General features: G+C 68.6%; 18 protein-coding genes and 1 pseudogene. 7 read left to right on the top strand and 12 right to left on the bottom strand.

Annotated elements, in window-relative coordinates:
• Both TSH64_RS32235 and ald read right to left on the bottom strand, forming a co-directional pair.
• Nucleotides 1-150: pseudogene (locus tag TSH64_RS32235) on the bottom strand (branched-chain amino acid ABC transporter permease LivH); the annotation flags it as partial.
• Nucleotides 151-893: 743 nt separating this feature from the next.
• Complete coding sequence (gene ald / locus TSH64_RS32230; protein ID WP_109451286.1) at nucleotides 894-2,018, bottom strand: alanine dehydrogenase; 1,125 nt, start codon at nucleotides 2,016-2,018, stop codon at nucleotides 894-896.
• A 217-nt stretch (nucleotides 2,019-2,235) separates the two neighbouring features.
• Between ald and TSH64_RS32220 the strand changes: the two genes are divergently transcribed.
• Together TSH64_RS32220 and rnk are read left to right on the top strand one after the other, a co-directional pair.
• Complete coding sequence (locus TSH64_RS32220; RefSeq protein ID WP_109451282.1) at nucleotides 2,236-2,715, top strand: Lrp/AsnC family transcriptional regulator; 480 nt, start codon at nucleotides 2,236-2,238, stop codon at nucleotides 2,713-2,715.
• 402 nt (nucleotides 2,716-3,117) lie between these two features.
• Complete coding sequence (gene rnk / locus TSH64_RS32215) at nucleotides 3,118-3,540, top strand: nucleoside diphosphate kinase regulator (RefSeq protein ID WP_109451280.1); 423 nt, start codon at nucleotides 3,118-3,120, stop codon at nucleotides 3,538-3,540.
• Between the two features lie 147 nt (nucleotides 3,541-3,687).
• Here rnk and TSH64_RS32210 read toward each other — a convergent pair whose 3' ends face one another.
• From TSH64_RS32210 to TSH64_RS32190, 5 genes are all read right to left on the bottom strand, one after another.
• On the bottom strand, nucleotides 3,688-4,167 hold the full coding sequence (locus tag TSH64_RS32210; RefSeq protein WP_109451278.1) for an HD domain-containing protein: 480 nt from the start codon (nucleotides 4,165-4,167) through the stop codon (nucleotides 3,688-3,690).
• Nucleotides 4,168-4,224: 57 nt separating this feature from the next.
• Nucleotides 4,225-5,424 (bottom strand): DNA polymerase IV, encoded by a 1,200-nt coding sequence (locus tag TSH64_RS32205; RefSeq protein WP_109451276.1) that lies wholly within the window; start codon nucleotides 5,422-5,424, stop codon nucleotides 4,225-4,227.
• A gap of 72 nt (nucleotides 5,425-5,496) precedes the next feature.
• Nucleotides 5,497-5,817 carry a hypothetical protein gene (locus TSH64_RS32200; RefSeq protein ID WP_109451273.1) on the bottom strand — a complete coding sequence of 107 codons (321 nt, stop codon included), beginning with the start codon at nucleotides 5,815-5,817 and terminating at the stop codon, nucleotides 5,497-5,499.
• 38 nt (nucleotides 5,818-5,855) lie between these two features.
• On the bottom strand, nucleotides 5,856-6,587 hold the full coding sequence (locus TSH64_RS32195; RefSeq protein ID WP_247873268.1) for a response regulator transcription factor: 732 nt from the start codon (nucleotides 6,585-6,587) through the stop codon (nucleotides 5,856-5,858).
• Between the two features lie 53 nt (nucleotides 6,588-6,640).
• A complete protein-coding gene (locus TSH64_RS32190) occupies nucleotides 6,641-10,198 on the bottom strand; it encodes a PAS domain-containing hybrid sensor histidine kinase/response regulator (RefSeq protein ID WP_109451271.1) in 3,558 nt (1,185 codons plus the stop codon).
• Between the two features lie 486 nt (nucleotides 10,199-10,684).
• Between TSH64_RS32190 and TSH64_RS32185 the strand changes: the two genes are divergently transcribed.
• On the top strand, nucleotides 10,685-10,936 hold the full coding sequence (locus TSH64_RS32185; protein WP_109048879.1) for a hypothetical protein: 252 nt from the start codon (nucleotides 10,685-10,687) through the stop codon (nucleotides 10,934-10,936).
• A 102-nt stretch (nucleotides 10,937-11,038) separates the two neighbouring features.
• Here TSH64_RS32185 and TSH64_RS32180 read toward each other — a convergent pair whose 3' ends face one another.
• Together TSH64_RS32180 and TSH64_RS32175 are read right to left on the bottom strand one after the other, a co-directional pair.
• On the bottom strand, nucleotides 11,039-11,329 hold the full coding sequence (locus tag TSH64_RS32180; RefSeq protein ID WP_098736280.1) for a hypothetical protein: 291 nt from the start codon (nucleotides 11,327-11,329) through the stop codon (nucleotides 11,039-11,041).
• A 94-nt stretch (nucleotides 11,330-11,423) separates the two neighbouring features.
• Nucleotides 11,424-11,672, bottom strand: a complete 249-nt coding sequence (locus tag TSH64_RS32175) for a hypothetical protein (RefSeq protein WP_098736097.1) — start codon at nucleotides 11,670-11,672, stop codon at nucleotides 11,424-11,426.
• A 367-nt stretch (nucleotides 11,673-12,039) separates the two neighbouring features.
• Here TSH64_RS32175 and TSH64_RS32170 point away from each other — a divergent pair, with 367 nt between their 5' ends.
• Nucleotides 12,040-12,666, top strand: a complete 627-nt coding sequence (locus TSH64_RS32170) for a LysE family translocator (protein WP_109451269.1) — start codon at nucleotides 12,040-12,042, stop codon at nucleotides 12,664-12,666.
• 116 nt (nucleotides 12,667-12,782) lie between these two features.
• Nucleotides 12,783-14,351: a response regulator gene (locus TSH64_RS32165; protein WP_109451267.1), complete on the top strand. Its 1,569-nt coding sequence runs from the start codon at nucleotides 12,783-12,785 to the stop codon at nucleotides 14,349-14,351.
• Nucleotides 14,352-14,401: 50 nt separating this feature from the next.
• Here the strand turns inward: TSH64_RS32165 and dapB are convergent, their stop codons facing one another.
• Both dapB and znuA read right to left on the bottom strand, forming a co-directional pair.
• On the bottom strand, nucleotides 14,402-15,199 hold the full coding sequence (dapB, locus tag TSH64_RS32160) for a 4-hydroxy-tetrahydrodipicolinate reductase (protein WP_109453240.1): 798 nt from the start codon (nucleotides 15,197-15,199) through the stop codon (nucleotides 14,402-14,404).
• A 77-nt stretch (nucleotides 15,200-15,276) separates the two neighbouring features.
• Entirely contained in the window at nucleotides 15,277-16,287 is a 1,011-nt protein-coding gene (gene znuA, locus TSH64_RS32155; RefSeq protein ID WP_109451265.1) for a zinc ABC transporter substrate-binding protein ZnuA, read from the bottom strand.
• An 89-nt stretch (nucleotides 16,288-16,376) separates the two neighbouring features.
• On the opposite strand from znuA, the gene znuC reads away from it, so the two are divergent.
• Nucleotides 16,377-17,177 (top strand): zinc ABC transporter ATP-binding protein ZnuC, encoded by an 801-nt coding sequence (znuC, locus tag TSH64_RS32150; RefSeq protein WP_199237715.1) that lies wholly within the window; start codon nucleotides 16,377-16,379, stop codon nucleotides 17,175-17,177.
• The gene (gene znuB, locus TSH64_RS32145; RefSeq protein ID WP_098736094.1) at nucleotides 17,170-17,955 is read left to right on the top strand and encodes a zinc ABC transporter permease subunit ZnuB; all 786 of its coding nucleotides are present in this window, start codon (nucleotides 17,170-17,172) and stop codon (nucleotides 17,953-17,955) included. The genes znuC and znuB overlap by 8 nt, the downstream gene beginning before the upstream one ends.
• A gap of 330 nt (nucleotides 17,956-18,285) precedes the next feature.
• Here znuB and TSH64_RS32140 read toward each other — a convergent pair.
• On the bottom strand, nucleotides 18,286-19,249 hold a 964-nt coding region (locus TSH64_RS32140), incomplete at its 5' end, for an FtsK/SpoIIIE domain-containing protein (RefSeq protein WP_282188141.1).

Raw genomic sequence — 19,249 nt, 5'->3', positions numbered from 1 at the left:
CGCCACGAAGGAGCCGATCATGTAAATCTCGCCATGGGCGAAGTTGATCATGCCGATGATGCCGTACACCATCGTGTAGCCGATTGCGATCAGGCCGTAGATCGCACCGAGCGACAAGCCGTTGATCAATTGCTGAAGAAAATATTCCATCAGGCAGGCTTCTCCCACTCTCCCAGATCAACGAATAGGCAGGCACGCGAAAAAGATTGAGCCGTGTGCGGCAGCGGAGTTCCGATCCGGATGAACGGGGGAGAACATCCAGGACCGAGGCAGGGGACGCTTGGAACCCCGCCGCCGCACCCGGTTCTTGCCGAAGCCCCGCCGGATGCGGGATCCGGCGGGGCTTCGGGCGAATTCGTTACAGGGGACCGCTGCGGGCCGGCATGCGCGGAGCCGGGACAAGGCCGGCCTTCACCAGGACGGGCATCCAGGCGGGCATCTTCCGGATATGCGACGAGGTCGCGGGGGTGCGGTCATGCACCCGAGCGGCATTCCGTCGTTCGACCATGGTCAACAGCTCCCACTTGCGCGGCACGGGCTTGCAGCCGTGGCGTCCCCACCGGCATCGCTGCCGGACATCCTGCTTGTGAATCGCGGGCCAGTTCGGACGGAGTGACCGTCCGGACAGCACCAGTCGGCGAAAGGCGCCGCGCCTTACCCTGTTCAAAACTGTTCTTGGTCTTTGGCCCCGGCACTTAAGCGCCGGTTGCATATGTTACCCTTTTTCTTGTGACAGACAGGTAATGCAACTTGATCCGTAGGCGCAACACTCTCTTTCCAAGGGTTGAAAAAAACAACAATCGTTCCGACGCGTCGCGATTTTTCCGTTCAAAATTTCCAGCCCTACGGTTTCCGAGAAATATCGTTCAGTTTATTGTCAACAGCTGTTCACATCATCCGCCGACCGTTTCGCGCGGGTCGGTGAAGGGCTGTCCGAGCGCCTCCGCCACCGCCGGATAGGTCAGCCGGCCGCCCTGGACATTCAGCCCGGCCAGCAGGTGCGGATCCTCGGCCAGCGCCCGTTTCCAGCCCTTGCCGGCCAGCGCCTGGACGAAGGGCAGGGTGGCATGGTTCAGCGCCTCGGTGCTGGTGCGGGCGACGGCACCCGGCATGTTGGCGACGCAATAATGCACGACGCCGTCCACCACATAGGTCGGGTCGGAGTGGGTGGTGGCGTGGCTGGTCTCGAAACAGCCGCCCTGGTCGATGGCGACGTCCACCAGCACCGAGCCGCGGCGCATGCCGGCCAGCTGGTCGCGGCGCACCAGTTTCGGCGCCGCCGCCCCCGGCACCAGCACGGCGCCGACCACCAGATCGGCATCGGCGACCAGCCGGTCGAGGGTGTCGGCGGAGGCATAGACGGTCTTCAGCCGCGGCCCGAACAGATCGTCGAGCTGGGCCAGCCGCGGCATGGAGCGGTCGGCGATGGTCACGTCGGCGCCCAGCCCCATCGCCATGCGGGCGGCGTTGGCGCCGACCACGCCGCCACCGATGACCAGCACCTTGCCGGGCAGCACGCCGGGCACGCCGCCCAGCAGGATGCCGGAGCCGCCGTTGCTCTTCTGCAAGGCGACGGCGCCGACCTGGATCGCCATGCGGCCGGCGATCTCCGACATCGGCGCCAGCAGAGGCAGGCGGCCGGCGCGGTCGGTGACGGTTTCATAGGCGATGGCGGTGCAGCCGCTCTCCATCAGCAGCCGGGCCTGTTCGGGATCGGGGGCGAGGTGCAGGTAGGTGAAGAGCACCTGATCCGGGCGCAGCCTGCGACATTCCGCCGGCTGCGGCTCCTTGACCTTCACGATAAGCTCGGCCTTCGCAAAGACCTCCTCGGCGGTTTCGGCGATCTCGGCCCCCGCCGCGCGGTAGGCCTCGTCGGAAAAGCCGATCTCGGCGCCGGCGCCGCTCTGCACCAGCAGGGAATGGCCGTCCGCCGCCAGTTCGCGGATCGATGCCGGCGTCAGCCCGACGCGGTATTCGTGGTTCTTGATTTCCTTGGGAACGCCGATGCGCGTGACCATGCGAGATCTCCCCGATCCGAACGCCCGTTTCAATCAATCCGGCCGATCGAACCCGGCAGAACCATTGGTATCCCAGGAAACCATCGGTGAGGCGGATTGTCTCAGCGATGTCACTATACGGCCGGCGAAGCGGGTGAATCTCTGCAAAGCCTTGCATGAATCCCCCATAGTGTGGTGGAGCTTCCGCACGATCCGCCACGTCTTCGAATAAAGTTGCATGCACGCCCTGGACGCCCTGGACCACAAGATCCTGCGCCTTCTCCGCAAGGACGGCCGGATGAGCAACGCCAAGCTGGCGGCGGAGGTCGGGCTGTCTCCCTCGGCCTGCCTGCGCCGCCTGCACATGCTGGAGCATTCCGGCGTCATCCGCGGCTATACCGCCATCATCGAGACGGCGGACGAGGAGCGGTCGGTGACCGTCATCGTCCAGATCACGCTGGAACGGCAGACCGACGAGTATCTGCGCCGTTTCGACGCCGCCGTCCGCCGCTGTCCGGAGGTGCGGGAGTGCTATCTGCTGTCCGGCAGTTCCGATTACCTGCTGCGGGTGGTGGCGCAGAACCCCAGCGATTACGACCGCATCTATAAGGACTCGCTGTCGCGCCTCCCCGGCGTGGTGCGCATCCAGTCGAGCTTCGCCATCCGCAGCATCGTGCGCCCCGGCAACCTGCCGGCGCTGGAGGACCGGGCGGACTGACCGTCGAGGGAACGTCTCCCTGGGGGGTACGTTCGCCCAGGACCGGCCTGCCTCAGGGAGTGGGCGCGCATGCCACCGTCGTGATCGTGTAATCCTTGAATTCCGGCGCGAACCTGTCCAAGTTCGGGGAACCATGACACTGCCGCCCCGCCATATCCGTAACCTCCTGCGTGCAGGCCGCGTTCACGCAGGCTCGCCCGCCCCGGATCTGGTCGCCTGAGGCAAGGCTCCCGGACCGTCCGGGGCCAACATCGTCTCCGAATCCAAAAGAGCCGCTCGAACCGCATCCCTGCGGTCGCGGGTTTATCACATGCAACCGCTGCATGACCGATGAGGCGTCCACCGGGGGGGCGTCGCCCGGCAGTCGGTTGAGCATGCCGAGAAAAGCGAAGGAAGACCTCGATGCGTCCCGCAGACCAGTTTCCGCCCATCGTGCTGACCGCCACCGACCATGACCGCCTCTCGGCTCTGGTGGAGGCCGTTTCCGAGAGGTTGCCCGATGTGTACGCGTACCTCACGGTCGAACTGGAGCGCGCTGCGGTGATCGATGCCGGCGAACTCGTGGCGACGGTGGTCACGATGGGCGCGCGCGTGGCGTTCCGGGACGAGGTAACCGGACAGGAGCGCACTGTCACCCTGGTCTATCCGGGTGACGCCGACCTCGCGGCCGGTCGGGTGTCGGTGCTGACCCCCATTGGCGCGGCTCTCATCGGCGTCGCGGAAGGACAGTCGATCACATGGTACACGCGTGAGGGCGAGGCGAAGACCCTTACCGTTTTGGCCGTCGAGCCTCCCGGTGCGGACGGGGGCGCCGTCGCCGCGTGATCCGCGGTCGGAAGAGCGACTGCACGCAAGACGCTTCACAACCGCTTCGTCGGCTGGGCGGCCATGGGTAATACAGCCCTTTGCCAAGGCCGCTGATCTTTCATGTTCCCTCATACCTGAACAGGTCCAATTCCGGGTCGGAGCCGGTTACAGCGCCTGTTCGAGGATCGCCCGTTCCAGGATCGCCCTGGCCGGTGCGTATTTCTCGGCAACCATCCGCGGCCCGGCGGCGATGGCGGCGACGCGGGCGGGATCGCTGTTGTCCAGATTGTCGGCCAGCTTGACGCGGATCGCCGTGAGGTTGCCGCTCGCGGCGATCCGCCCGATCCAGTCGAGATAGCTTCCTTCGGGGTTCAGGTTCCGGCTGACCAGTTGGATGGCGGCGATGGCCTCCTCCTCGACGCCAGCCGCCCGGAGATCGTCGGCGGTGGCGCCGGCATCCTCGATGGCGTCATGGAGCAGGGCGGCCTGGAACTGGGCCTTGGTGGCGTCGGGGAACCGCTCCATCAGGCGGTGGGCGACCCGTTCCAGATGCCTCCAATAGGGGGCGCCGGCCTTGTCGACCTGACCCTTGTGGAGGGCCCTGGCGAATTCCAGCGTGTCCCGGAACCAAGCCTCGTTCTGCACTGTGCTTTCTCCTTTCCACGTCTTTGCGCCGCGCTATCGACGTTCTGACCCCGCGGTTCACCCGAACAGGTCGAGTTCCGGGTCCGGCGCGGTTTCCGGGTGGGTCAGGTCGGTGCAGCCGATGCCGATCAGGCGGAAGGCGCGGCCGTCGACCTCGCGCTCCAGCAGGGCGAGGCCGGCCGCCAGGATCGCGTCCGCCGAGCGGGTCGGCTCGACCCGGCGGGACCGGGTCAACTGCTGGAAATCCTTGGTCTTCAGCTTCAGCACCACGCTGCGGCCGAGCAGCCCCTCGCGCTCCAGCCGGCGGGCGACCTTGTCGGCCAGCGGGCGCAGCTCCTGCGCCAGGGCGGGCAGGGTGGTGACGTCCCAGTCGAAGGTTTCCTCCGACGAGATGCTCTTGCTCGGCGACTCGGGGTGCACCCGGCGGGAATCCTCGCCGCGGGCGTAGCTGTAGAGCACCCGGCCCATGGCGCCGTAGCGCTTGACCAGCCAATGCTCGTCCCTGTCCTGAAGATCGCCGACGCGGGTGATGCCGTCGGCGAATAGCTTGCGCTCCAAGGCCGGGCCGACGCCCCACAGGATGGTGACCCGCTTGGGCGCCAGGAAGGCCGCCGCCTCCGCCCGGCCGAGCGCGGAGAAGCCGCGCGGCTTGTCGAGATCCGAGGCGATCTTCGCCAGCAGCTTGTTGTAACTGAGGCCGATGGAGGCGGTGATGCGCAGTTCCCGCTCGAAGCGGCGGACGATCTCCACCAGCGCCTGGGCCGGGCTGATGCTGAGGCGGTCTTCCACGCCGGTCAGGTCGAGATAGGCCTCGTCGATGCTGATCGGCTCGACCAGCGGGGTGAAGGCCTCCATGATCTCGCGGGCCCGATGGCCGACTTCCTTATATTTGGCGATGTTGGGACGGATGATGGTGGCGTCGGGGCAGCGGTCCAGCGCCTCGCGGATCGTCATGGCCGAGCGCACGCCCGATATCCGGGCGACATAGCAGCAGGCGGCGACCACCCCGCGATGGTCGTCGCCGCCGACGATCACCGGGCGGCTGGCCAGCTCCGGCCGGTCGCGCTTCTCCACCGTGGCATAGAAGCTGTCGCAGTCGATGTGGCCGATATGCAGGCTGTGCAGCTCGGCATGGCGGAACAGCCGCCGGCTGCCGCATTTCGGGCAGCGCGTCAGGTCGCCCGATCCTGCGCCCGATTCTGCGCCGGGGAGGGCGGCGGCGCAGTCGCGGCAGACGCTGTGCAGGGCGGTGGTCATGATGACGGCAGCTTAGCAAAGCGGCGGAGCAAGCGCCAGCTTATGCGTACAAAGGAAGAACGGAATGCGAGGTCAGCGCAACGGCGACTTCGCCCGGTCGGTGGCGGCGATGCGGGACGCGATGCCCTGCAAGCCACTCAGAAGCAGCTTCGCCATAGCCCAGTGATAGAGGGCCGATCCCACCAGGACCGTCAGCATGGCGCCCCACCCGCCGATCCAGCCGGCGAGCACGGCCACGACGAGGGAGGCGGCGGCCGAGACGACCAATACCACCAGAATCGTCAGGCCATTGGCTCCGTTGATCCGGCCGAGGATCGCGGCCCGCTCCATCGCCGCGGCGCCGAGCAGGACGACCAGCGACAGGGTCAGCGAAATGCTCAGCAGCAGAACCATGGAGGCACTCGGGAGTGTGGTCGTGGGAGAAGCGGGCGTTAGCGCAGCACGTCGCCGCCCACCGCCAGACGGCCGGCGACGACGGCGGCCTGGGTGCGGCTGACCACGTTCAGCTTGCGCAGGATGCTGGAGACGTGGACCTTCACCGTCTGCTCCGACACGTTGAGATCTCCGGCGATCTGCTTGTTCAGCTTGCCGTCGACGATCATCGTCAGGATGCGCAGCTGCTGCGGCGACAGCGAGGCGAAGCGGCGGGCGGCATCGGTCTCGTCGGCTTCCGACGAGACGGCGGACAGCGGCGGCGCCCAGGCCTCGCCGGACAGGATGGCGCGGATGGCGTCGGCCATCGCCGGCATCGACAGCGACTTCGGGATGTAGCCCGAGGCGCCATAGGCCAGCGCCCGGCGGATGGTGTCGGGATCCTGCAAGGCCGACAGGATGGCGACCGGCACGGTCGGGTGGTGGGCCAGCATCAGGAACAGGCCGGCGAAACCGTGGGTGCCGGGCATGTTCAGGTCGAGCAGGACGAGGTCGATCCCGTCCGGCTGCGCTCCCACCGCGGTCATCACCGAGTCGAGGTCCGGGCATTCGATCACCCGCACCTCCGGCATCGCCCGGCCCAGCGCGTCGCGCAGCGCCGCCTGCACCAGCGGATGGTCGTCGCCGATGACGATTGTCGTCTGTCCGGCTGTCGTTTGCGCGGCCGCCGTTTGTTCAGCCGCCGTTTGTCCAGCCGTTGCCGATGCGCCTGCTGCGCTGTCCTCGCCCATGGCTTCCGCACTCCCCCCATTTGCGGCCGCCCGGCTTTTGTCCGGTTCCAGCCTTAACGCTCGGCCACGGCCGCCGTCTGCAAGGCCGCCCCGTTCAGGAAGCGGCGCAGCGACGCCGGCTTCACCGGTTTGTAGAGCACCCCGCAGCCGCAACGCTCCGCTTCCGCCCGCACCGCTTCGGAGCGGTCGGCGGTCAGCAGCAGCCCCTTGACCGGGCGGTCCCACAATTCCCGCAACCGCTCCAGAACCGCAAGCCCCGTCTGCCCGTCGCCGACGTGATAATCGACACAGACCACATCGGGAAGCGCCCCGTCGAAGGGAGCCAGCGCTGCCAGGGCGCCTTCGACGTCCGATGCCGTCGCCACCCGGCAGCCCCATTGGCCGAGCAGCGCACGCAAGCCCGCCAGGATCGGCTCCTCATTGTCGATGCACAGCACCAGAAGCCCGGCCGACAGGGCGGCAGGCGTGGAGACCGGTTGGGTGACCGGCGCGGCGCGGGCCTGCTCCATCGGCACCTCCACCGCGAAGCCGGTGCCGCGCCCGACGGTGGAGCGCAGGGTGACGGGATGGTCGAGCAGCCGGGCGATGCGGTCGACGATGGCGAGGCCGAGGCCCAATCCCTTATCGGCGGGGTTGCCGCCGCCGTTTTCGCCGCCCAGCCGGCGGAACTCCTCGAACACCTCGTGGCGCTTGGCCTCGGGGATGCCGGGGCCGGTGTCCCAAACCTCGATGCGCAGGCGGTCGCCGTGGATGGGGTCGCGGCGGCGCCGGCAGCCGAGCAGGACGCGGCCCTTCGGCGTGTAGCGGATGGCGTTGGACAGGAAGTTCTGCAACACCCGGCGCAGAAGCTGCGGGTCAGAGCGCACCACCGCACCGCAGCCCACCACCTTCAAGGTCAGGCCGCGTTCCTGCGCCAGGGCGGAGAATTCCACCCCCAGCCCGCCCAGCAGCTCGTCGATGGCGAAGCTGCGCATCTTCACCCGGACATTGCCGGCGTCGAGCGACGAGATGTCGAGCAGTCCGCCCAGCAGCATCTCGGTCGAGCGGAGCGAGGCGGCGGCGTTGTCGATCATGCCGCATTCCGACTCCCGCTGGCCGGGCGTCGGCAGCGGTCCCCGCATGCTCTCCTCCAGCGCCGAGACGAACAGGCGGGCGGCGTTCAGCGGTTGCAGCAGGTCGTGGCTGGCGGCGGCGAGGAAGCGGGTCTTGCTGGCGTTGGCCGCCTCGGCCTCCGCCTTCGCCTGTTGCAGCGCGTCGGTGCGCTCCTGCACGCGGTGCTCCAGGCTCTCGTTGGCCTCGCGCAGGGCCTCGGCGGCGCGGTAGCGCTCGGTCACGTCGGTGTAGGTCGAGACATAGCCGCCTTCCGGCAGCGGGTTGGCGACGATCTCCAGCACCGTGCCGTCGGGGCGGCGCCGCTCGTAGCGGTAGGGCCATTGCTGGTTGGCGGTGTCGCGGTTGGTCAGCAGCGCCGTCATGTCGCGGGCGCTGTATTCGCCGCGGCGCTCGTTGAAGCGGATCAGGTCGGCGAAGGGCACGCCAACCCGCACCATGTCGGCCGGCAGGTCGAGCAGTTCCAGATAGCGGTGGTTCCAGGCGGCGATGCGGTGGTCGGCATCGATCACGCAGATGCCCTGGCCGATGTTCTCCAGCGTCGCCTGGAGCAGCTTGCGGTTGAAGCGCAGCGCCTCCGACGCCTCGTCCAGCATCGCCATGGCGTCGCCACGCGACAGCGAGCGGCCTTGCAGAGAGGCGGCCATCACCACCCGCGCCGACGCCGCCCCGATGGCGCCGGCGATCAGCGTCTCGGTGAAGCGGACGGCGTCGAGGTCGGCGGGGCCGGTCTCGCCCTTGCGTCCGGCGGCATAAGCATCGAAGGCGGCGTTGCCGCGCTCCGCCCCGACGAAACGGATGGCGAGCGCCCGCAGGTCGGCCAGCCTGGCCAGCGCCTGCGGCGTGTCGTCCTCGTCGCGGTCGGCGGTCGCGGTGGTGTAGAAGACGGCCTGGGTGCGCTCCACGGCACTGGGGCGGGCCAGCAGCGAGCCGGCGACGAAGGCGATCAGGTTGGCGAGCAGGCTCCACAGGCTGGCGTGCGAGATGGGGTCAAGCCCCTCGATCCCGAACAGGGCCTGCGGGCGCAGCCAGCTGATGCCCCAGGGGCCGTGATCGAGGAAGGCGTCCGGCACCGGCACGATGCGCGCCATCGACGGCACCAGCAGCGTGTAGACCCACAGCAGGAAGCCGGCACCGAGCCCCGCCAGCGCCCCCACCCGGTTGGCCCGCCGCCAGTAGAGCCCGCCGAAGAAGGCCGGGCCGAACTGCGCCACCGCGACGAAGGACAGGAGGCCGATGACGGTCAGCGGGTAGTCGCGGTCGACCAGCCGGTGCATGACATAGGCCAGCAGCAGGATGCCCACCACCGACAGCCGCCGCACCAGCAGCAGCGTGCCGACCATGTCGCGCCGGCCGACGCGGGCGGCGAAGTGCTTGCGGCTGAGCAGCAGCGGCATCACCACGTCGTTGCACAGCATGGTGCTGAGCGACACCGCGGCGACGATGACCATGCCGGTCGCCGCCGACAGGCCGCCGATGAAGGACAGCAGGCTGAAGCCGCTGGCCCCCGCCGCGATGGGCAGGGTGATCATGAAGGTGTCGGGGTTGATGCCGTCGCTTCCGCTGTCGGGCCCGAAGGTGATGAGGCCGGCCACCGCGATGGGGATCATCAGGGCGCTCAACGCCACCAGATAGGAGGGGTACATCCAGGCGGCGGCGCGCAGATGGCGGGGATTATCGTTCTCCACCGTCATCACATGGTACATCTGCGGCAGGCAGAGGAAGGCGATGATCGAGATCGACGTGTTCGACCACCAGGTCGGGTCGGTGAAGTCGGGCGACAGCAGCGGCTCCGCCTGCGGCCGGGCGATCAGGTCGGTGTAGCCGTCGAACATCCCCCAGACGATGAAGGCCGCCACCGCCAGGAAGACGGTCAGCTTCACCAGGCTCTCAAACGCGATGGCCAGCATCAGGCCGCGGTGATGCTCGCTGGCGTTGATGTGGCGGACGCCGAACAGGATGGTGAAGACCGCCATCGACAGCGCCACCGCGAAGGCGGTGTCGCCCCAGACCGGCGGAGGCAGGGCGGCCGGGGCGGCCAGCGACGGGGCCGTCAGCACGTCGAAGCTGGCGGCGACCGCCTTCAGCTGCAAGGCGATGTAGGGCAGCACGCCGACCAGCGCCGTCAGCGTCACCAGCGCCGCCACCGCCTGGCTCTTGCCGTAGCGGGCGCCGATGAAGTCGGCGATGGAGGTGACGTTCTGCGCCTTGGTGATGGCGATGGTCTTGGTCAGCACCGGGCGGGCCGCCAGCAGCAGGATCATCGGCGCCAGATAGATCGGCAGGAAATCGAAGCCGCTGGCCGAGGCCCGGCCGACCGAGCCGTAGAAGCTCCAGCTGGTGTTGTAGATGCACAGCGTCAGCGCGAAGAGGATGCCGGTCGCCCGCGGCGAGGCCGACAGCAGCGCGCCCCCGGCGGTGCGCCGGTCGCCCCACCAGGCGATGGCGAACAGAACCCCCAGATAGGCCGCCGAAACGGCCAGCACCAGCCAACTCTGCACGACCGACGGACCTCTTTGGGGTGGGAAGGGGAGCTGTGCGACGACCCTATCGCAATGCTGCCGCCGCCAACAACGGGCGGGCTCGGAATTGCTCAAGAACTGTGCAGGGCTGAACGAAGGTAGGGGGGCGCAAATGGTTTGCCGGTCGAACTATTCTGCACCTGCCGGACGCCGCCGTCCCGGTCGCCGCTGGTGCGACGGCCGGCGTTCCCGCCCCGGTCCCGGGCATCAGTCCAAGGGTCCGGGGACCGCCGAAGCGGCCGTTTCCGTCTCCTCCCTCGGACGGGGACGGCCGCTTCCGCGCCTGCCGTCCGGCCCCGCCGGCCGTGGGACAAACGGGGGTCCCTGTCGGTTTACTGCGTCGTCATCGCTGGGAAAGCGTCGCGAACGGCCCAATCTATGGCAAGATGGTCCATCGTAAGGGAGCCCGGCCGTCGGTGCCGGCCCCGGTGCGTGGCCTGAAACGGAAGACGGACGCCCAAGAGAATGCTGATCGACGCCTATTTGGGGTTCCGGGTCGGGGACGTGGTCCTGGACCGTGCGGAGCTTGCGGCCGGCACCGCCACCATCAAGGAAATCCACGTCGTTCCCTGTGACTGGGCGCATGGCCTGACCGGCATCGCCGTGATGGAGAACGGCGCCGAGCGTTTCATCGTCCAGCTGAAGAAGGTGCGCCCCACCGAGGAAGAGGTCGAGACCGAAAGCAACGTCCGGCCGCTGCGCCACCGCGCGCGCTGAACCCTGTTTCCAACACGGCAAGGCCCGCCGCCCCGGATCGGAGCGGCGGGCCTTTGCTTTTCCGGCGGGAGCGGTGCCCGCCGGGCCGTCAGTGACGGGGCTTCAGTGACGAAGCTGGACGCGCCCGCCGTTCCTGCGCGCGTCATCGACGCTGGCGATGGCGGGCAGGCCGCGCAGGAAGGCGGCGCCGGTGTCGGTCGCCTCGAACAGGACATGGCCCTGGCGGTCCTGGCCGCGGAAACGGGCCTCGGTCGCCATGCCGGCATTGCGGACGGCGGCCGACAGGTCGGACACGGCCTTCCAGATGCGGGCACGATGCTCGGCGGCGCTGGAGCAGCCGGTCGCATCCGCGACGGCCAGCGTTACGGTAAAGGAATGAAGCTCGATCGCCATGGTGGCACCACGGAACTTGGAGTGCGGGGTTCGGTAAACCCGGATCGTTCCGGCCATCGGCCGGATACGGCGCCGGCCCTTGGGATCGAGAAACTCAGTCGTAACGGGGAAGCTTCGACAGGACAATGTCGCTGATGAGGCCGCGGAGCTGGCTGACCGGGAGCTGTTCGACCGGAATGCTGACCGCGCGGGCGTAGGTCTCGCAGACGTGCCAGGCGTGGTCGGGTTCGACCAGGATGTGCCGGGCGAGATCGTGTTCGTCGGCGTTCGCCCGTCCGGGGAGCGCCTTTTCACAGGCCAGAGCGGTTTGCACCATATCGCTGGCCAGATTGTGCAGGTTCATGGATGGCACCTTCCCATGCTCGGGAAATCGTTGGGGGCACAAACAAACTAGACCTTCGTTCCGGATTCCACAATGGTGCCTATGACGTTCGGCTGTGACAATTCGACGATGGAGCCACAACCGGCGCCTGGGCGATGCCGCCGCGGACCGGCCGATACCGGGACCAACATAGGTTGCGGCGAATTATTCCGCCTGTGACCGTTTCGCGGGTCTGACGCGGCAAATTTCGGCCGGCTCCGCCGCCACTGCGCTCTTGCGTCGGACGGGCTTTTGCCTATCGGCGTTCCGGTCCACCGCCAATGGCATTGCGCATGCCAGCCGGCTGTGGATTGATGAGTGGGTCACTACCCATATTGGAGACAGCACCATGTCCGCCGACCTGTGGCTCGCCTTCGCAGCCGCCTCCGCCATCATGCTGATGATTCCGGGGCCGACGGTGCTGATCGTGGTGTCCTATGCCCTGGGCCATGGGCGGAAATCGGCCATGGCGACGGTGGCCGGGGTGGCGCTGGGCGACTTCACGGCGATGACCGCCTCCATGCTGGGGCTGGGGGTGCTGCTGTCGACCTCGGCGGCGCTGTTCACGCTGCTGAAATGGGTGGGTGCGGCCTATCTGCTCTATCTCGGCATCAAGCTGTGGCGGGCGCCGGTCGGCAACGCCGAGGCCGCGGCCGACGACCGGGATGTCCGGCCCTGGCGCATGATGCTGCACACCTATGCCGTCACCGCGCTGAACCCCAAGAGCATCGTCTTCTTCGTCGCCTTCCTGCCGCAGTTCCTCGACACCGGCAGCCCGCTGGCCGGGCAGATGGTGGTGATGGAGGCGACCTTCCTGGTGCTGGCGACGCTGAACGCCGCCGGCTATGCCCTGCTGGCCTCGGCGGCGCGGCGCGCGGTCAGGACGCCGTCGGTACAGCGGACGGTCAACCGGGTCGGCGGCTCGCTGCTGATGGGCGCCGGGCTGCTGACCGTGGCCTGGAAGCGCACGGCCTGAGCCGATTCATTGACAACTCATCATAACTTCACCGAAAATTGTCTGCGAATGAGGTGGTGCACGCGCCGGTAACTTTCTTGACGCCGGCGAAAGCGAATCGATCCGCGGGGGCGGTGATGGTCGACGGGGGCAAAGGGGCCGACAGGGCGGACATTTTCCGGCGGGACTCCGCCGCGGATGTCCTGGAATTCGCCGCCGAAGCGGAGGAATCCGCCGACGGCGGGCGGCGCAATCCGCCCTGGCTGATCCTGATCGTCGACGACGACCACGAGGTCCATGCCATCACCCGCGTCGTGCTGGGCGAGATGATGTTCGAGGAGCGGCCGGTCCGCTTCCTGTCCGCCTACACCGCAAGGCAGGCGCGGTCGCTGCTGGCGGAGCATCCGGGCATCGCCGCCATCCTGCTGGATGTGGTGATGGAGACCGACGATGCCGGGCTGAAGCTGGTCCGCCACATCCGCGAGGAGATGGGCAACCGGCAGATCCGCATCATCCTGCGCACCGGCCAGCCGGGGCAGGCGCCCGAACGGCAGGTGATCGCCGCCTACGACATCAACGACTACAAGGCGAAGAGCGAGCTGACGGCGCAGAAGCTCTACACCGCCGCGGTCGCGGCACTGCGCTCCTACCAGCACATCGCCACCATCGAGCATGGCCGCCAGGGGCTGGAGCGGGTGATGGAGGCGGCCGACCATCTGGCCGGGCTGCGCTCGCGCCCGCAATTCCTGGCCGGGCTGGTCGGGCGGGCGGCGGCGCTGGCGGGCGGCGCCCAGTCCGCCCTGCTGTGCGCCGCCGGGGAGGATGGGCGACCGTCCATCGTCGCGGAGGCCGGGCTGCCGGCAGACGACCTGCCGCCGGAGGCGGCCGCCACCGTGCTGGCGGCGCTGGCCGACGGGCAGACGCGCTGGAGCGCCCGCTGCGGAGTCGCCGTGCTGCGCGGCCGCGATGCGCCGCCGCTGGCGCTCTGCCTGCTGGGCGGCCCCTTCGCCGCGGGCGACCGGCCGCTGGTGGAGCTGCTCTGCACCAAGGCGGCGGTCGGGCTGGACAATCTGCGGCTTTACGAGCGGCTGAACCAGGCGCAGATCGCCACCGTCCATGCGCTGGGCAAGCTGGCCGAATACAAGGACGAGGTCACCGGCGACCATGTGAAGCGGCTGGGCCGCTGGGCCACCGCCATCGCCCGCGAACTCCACGCCCGCAATGTTTTCGCGCACGAGCTGGACGACTGGTTCTGCGACACCATCGGGCTGGCCAGCGTGCTGCACGATGTCGGCAAGGTCGGCATCCCCGACGCCATCCTGCGCAAGCCGGGCCGGCTGGACGAGGCGGAGATGGCGGTGATGCGCGAGCATGCCGCCATCGGCGGCAGCATCCTGCGCGATGCCTGCGGCGGCGACCGCCACGGCTACCTGTCGATGGGCGCGGAGATCGCCGAGAGCCATCACGAGAAGTTCGACGGCAGCGGCTATCCGAAGGGGCTGGCCGGCGACGCCATCCCGCTGGCCGGCCGCATCGTCGCCGTCGCCGACGTGTTCGACGCCCTGCTGCACCGCCGCCCCTACAAGAAGGCGTGGGACATCGGCGAGGTGCTGGACCTGCTGCGGGCGGAGGCCGGCAGCCATTTCGACCCGCGGGTGGTCGAGGCCTTCCTGGCGGTGCTGGAGCGCGACGGGGCGGGGGTGTAGGACCCGCCGCCCCACCTGCTTTTCAAGCCCCAGCTTTCAGGGGCCGGTTTTCAGACGCCCAGCACGTCGCGCATGCTGTAGAGGCCCGGCGTCTTGTCCTGCGCCCACAGGGCGGCGCGGACGGCGCCCTTGGCGTAGATGCCGCGGCCCGACGCCTTGTGGGTCAGCTCGACCCGCTCGCCCTCGCTGGCGAAGAACACGGTGTGGTCGCCGATCACGTCGCCGCCGCGCAGCGTGGCGAAGCCGATCTCGCCGCGTGGACGGGCGCCGGTGTGGCCGTCGCGCACCTTCTGCCAGACATCCTCCAGCGCCACCCCGCGCCCGGCCGCCGCGGCACGGCCGAGACCGAGTGCGGTGCCTGACGGCGCATCGACCTTGCGGCGGTGGTGCATCTCCAGGATGTCGATGTCGTAGTCCTCGTCCAGCGCGTGGGCGACCTGCTCCACCAGAGCCAGCAGCAGATTGACGCCCAGCGACATGTTGGGCGACTGGACGATGGCGGTGTGGGTGGCCGCGGCGGCGATGGCCGCCTGCTGCGACGGGTTCAGCCCGGTGGTGCCGACGACCAGCACGGTCTCCGACTGGGCGGCGAGTGCGGCGTGCCGTTCCGTCGAGTCCGGGCTGGTGAAGTCGATCACGGCGTCGGCCTCGGCGAAGAGGGCGACCGGGTCGTCGATGGCGGTCACGCCCAGCGGGTCGATCCCGGCCAGGATGCCCAGATCCTTGCCCAGCGCCGGGCCGCCCAGCCGCTCGGTCCCGCCGGCCAGCGTGCAGCCCGCGGTCACCGCGATCTCGCGCACCAGCATCTGGCCCATGCGCCCCGCGCACCCGACGACACCGATCTTCATGACGCCCATCCTCTGTTCGACTGTTCCGGCCGGAGTTTCCCGCTCTCCCAGCGGTTTAGCACAGGCCCGGCCGTGGCTTAAGCGCCAAGGCAGCCGCGCAGCGATGCGGCGAGGTTGCGCAGCAGGGTGGGGTAGAGCGCCTCGCCCTCCGGCAGGTCGGCGCCTTCGGGGTCGAGCACGCCGGTCTTCGCCTTGGTTCCCTCGACCACCGTGCGGACCAGCGTCGGCTCGAACTGCGGTTCGGCGAAGACGCAGGCGGCGTTCAGCCCGGCGATCTTGGCGCGGATCGCCGACAGCCGCTTGGCCGACGGGCGGCGGTCCGGGCTGACGGTGATGGAGCCGACCGCCGACAGGTCATAGCGCGCCTCGAAATACTGGTAGGCGTCGTGGAAGACGACGAAGGGCTTGTCCTTCAGCGGCGCCAGCGTGGCCTTCAGTTCCGCATCCAGCGCGTCGATGGCCTGGAGCGTGCGGTCGGCGTTGGTGCGGTAGGCCTCCGCATCGGCCGGATCCCTGGCGGCCAGCGCGTCCGCCGTCGCGGTGACGATGGCACGGGCGTTGGCGGGATCGAGCCAGATGTGGCTGTTCAGCTCGTCATGGTCGTCGTCATGGTCGGCAGCGTGATCGTGGTCCTTGTGATCATGATCCTTATGGCCGTGCCCCTCATGGCCGCCCTCATGTCCATGGTCGTGCGCCTCCCAGGCACCGCCTTCGCGCGTCTGCAGCAGGGTCAGGCCCTTCTGCTCCATCAGGGTCAGTCTCGTCGCCTTCGGCGCGTTGGCCTTCAGCGGCTTTTCCAGGAACCCTTCCAGCTCGGGGCCGACCCAGACCACCAGATCGGCGGCCGACAGCGCCTTCGCGTCCGATGGCTTCATCGTGTAGCTGTGCGGCGAGGCGCCGCCGCGGACCAGCAGGACCGGCTCGCCCACCCCATGCATGACCGAGGCGACCAGGGAATGGATCGGCTTGATCGACACCACCACCTTCGGTGCCTCGGCCCGGGCCGGCAGGGCGCCAGTGGCGATGGCGGTGACGGCAAGAGCGCCCAGGGTGCCGGTCAGAAGGCTGGACAGGGCAAATCGACGCATGGGAGGGATCCTCTAGACTTGCTGGACAGGCTTCCGGTTTCAGCGCATAGGGAAACCGGCTTCACTTTGGTGTCACGTTATAACGTAACATGTCAACACCCCAACCAAACCGGGATGGCTCCGCCCTCTTCGCCGGCCCGCTCGCCTGGACCGAGGATTTGACCGTCCGTTTCGGCCGCCGCACCGTGCTGGACCGCGTCAACATCGCCGTCCAGCCGGGCGAAGTGGTGACGCTGATCGGCCCGAACGGTGCCGGCAAGACGACGCTGGTGCGCGCCGTGCTGGGGCTGACGGCGCCCGATGGCGGTCGGGTGCTGCGGCGGCCCAACCTGCGCATCGGCTACATGCCGCAACGGCTGTCGGTGGACCAGACGTTGCCGCTGACCGTGCGCCGGTTCCTGGCGCTGTGGCGGCCGGTGACCGCCGATCAGGTGGCGGCGGCGCTGGAGGAGGCCGGGGTGACGCGGCTCGCCGACTCGGCGGTGCAGACGATTTCCGGCGGCGAGATGCAGCGGGTGCTGCTGGCCCGCGCCCTGCTGGGCGAGCCGGACCTGCTGGTGCTCGACGAGCCCGACCAAGCGGTGGACGTGCATGGGCAGGCGGAGCTGTTCAACCGCATCGCCCAGGTGCGGCAGCGGCGCGGCTGCGGCGTGCTGCTGGTCAGCCACGACCTGCACACGGTGATGGCGCGCACCGACCGGGTGATCTGCCTGAACGCCCATGTCTGCTGTTCCGGCCGGCCGGAGGATGTCAGCCGGCACCCGGAATATCACGCCCTGTTCGGCGGCCATGCCCGCGACCTTGCCGTCTATGTCCACCACCACGACCATGCCCATGCCGAGGACGGCAAGGTCGTGCACGACCATGACGGGGACTGCTGCCATGGATGAGTTCGTGATCCGCGCCCTGCTGGCCGGCGGCGGCATCGCCCTGCTGGCCGGGCCGCTGGGCTCCTTCGTGGTGTGGCGGCGCATGGCCTATTTCGGCGACACGCTGTCACATTCCGCCCTGCTGGGTGTGACGCTGGGCTTCCTGCTCGGCGTCAACCCGATGATCGGCGTGATGGTGGTCTGCGTGTCGCTGGCGCTGGCGCTGGTGGCGTTGCAGCGGCGGCGCCATCTCGCCGCCGACACGCTGCTGGGCATCCTGTCGCATGGCTCGCTGTCGCTGGGGCTGGTGGCGCTGGCCTTCCTGGAGACCTTGCGCGTCGATCTGATGGCCTACCTGTTCGGCGACATCCTGTCGGTGACCGACGGCGACCTGATGGCGATCTATGGTGGCGGCGCGGTGGCGCTGACCGGTCTGGCGCTGCTGTGGCGCCGGCTGCTGGCGGTGACGGTGGACGAGGATCTGGCGCGGGTCGAGGGCATGCCGGTCGACGCCCTGCGGCTGGCCTTCATGCTGCTGATCGCGCTGGTGATCGCCATCGCCATGAAGATCGTCGGCATCCTGTTGATCACGTCGCTGCTGATCATCCCGGCGGCGGCGGCCCGCCGCTTCGCCCGCACGCCGGAAGGCATGGCAGCGCTGGCCTCCGTCCTGGGCATCCTGGCGGTGATCGCCGGGATCCTGGCCTCGCTGAACTGGGATCTGCCGGGGGGGCCGAGCGTGGTGGTGGCTGCCGCCGCGCTGTTCCTGTTGGGATCGCTGGTGCCGCTGCGGCGCTGATCGAAAGCACGGCGCGCGACAGCGCTGCCTGCAACCGGAAAAAGAACACGTTCGCGTGGGTTTCCCGTTTGCGGAAGTGACCGCCTGGGCCATAGTCCGCCGGCGGACGCGATGGCGGGAGGGCCGCCATCGCCGCCGTACCAACGGAGGGCTGGAGGATGGAGAAAATCCTCACTCTCCTGATCCTGGTGCTGGAGATCGTCAAGCGGCTGCTTGACCTTCTGACGCACTAAGATCGGGCGGGCGGGCCGGGGAATAGGAGTCCCCGGCCCGCCTACCCCCGATATTGGTGCTGCACCCGCCCGCTGTCAACGGGGTGCCAGGAAACACTCATTCGTCGATGTTGCGGGCCAGGACTTCGCGCTTGCCGGAGTGGTTGGGCTTGCTGACCACCCCTTCGGTCTCCATCCGCTCGATCAGACGGGCGGCGGAGTTGTAGCCGATACGCAGCTGGCGCTGGATGAAGCTGGTCGAGGCCTTGCGCTCGCGGCAGACCACCGCCACCGCCTTGTCGTAGAGGTCGTCCCCCGATCCGCCGCCGGTGCCGGTGCCGGGCAGGGCATCGTCGTCGAAGGACTGCTCGCCCTCCTCGTCCTCCAGGATGGCGTCGACATAATTCGGCTCGCCCTGGGCCTTGAGGAACCTGACGATCTGTTCGACCTCGTGGTCGGAGACGAAGGGGCCGTGGACGCGGGTGATGCGGCCGCCGCCGGCCATGTAGAGCATGTCGCCTTGGCCCAGCAACTGCTCGGCCCCCTGTTCGCCGAGGATGGTGCGGCTGTCGATCTTGCTGGTGACCTGGAAGCTGATGCGGGTCGGGAAGTTGGCCTTGATGGTGCCGGTGATGACATCGACCGACGGGCGCTGCGTCGCCATGATCAGGTGGATGCCGGCGGCACGCGCCATCTGGGCGAGGCGCTGGATCGCCGCCTCGATGTCCTTGCCGGCCACGAGCATCAGGTCGGCCATCTCGTCGACGATGACCACGATGTAGGGCAGCTCGGTCAGGTCGAGCGGCTGCTCCTCGAACAGCGGCTTGCCGGTGTCGGGGTCGAAGCCGGTCTGGATGCGGCGGGTCAGCGACTCGCCGCCCTCGCGCGCCTCGCGCAGGCGGGCGTTGTAGCCCTCGATGTTGCGCACGCCGAGCTTGGACATGTTGCGGTAGCGGTCTTCCATCTCCCGCACCGTCCATTTCAACGCGACCACCGCCTTCTTGGGATCGGTGACGACCGGCGTCAGCAGATGGGGGATGCCTTCATAGACCGACAGTTCCAGCATCTTGGGGTCGATCATG

Source organism: Azospirillum sp. TSH64 (assembly GCF_003116035.1).
GTDB lineage: Bacteria > Pseudomonadota > Alphaproteobacteria > Azospirillales > Azospirillaceae > Azospirillum.
The sequence above is the reverse complement of the archived record's forward strand: the minus strand, read 5'-3'. Positions and strand labels throughout refer to the sequence as shown.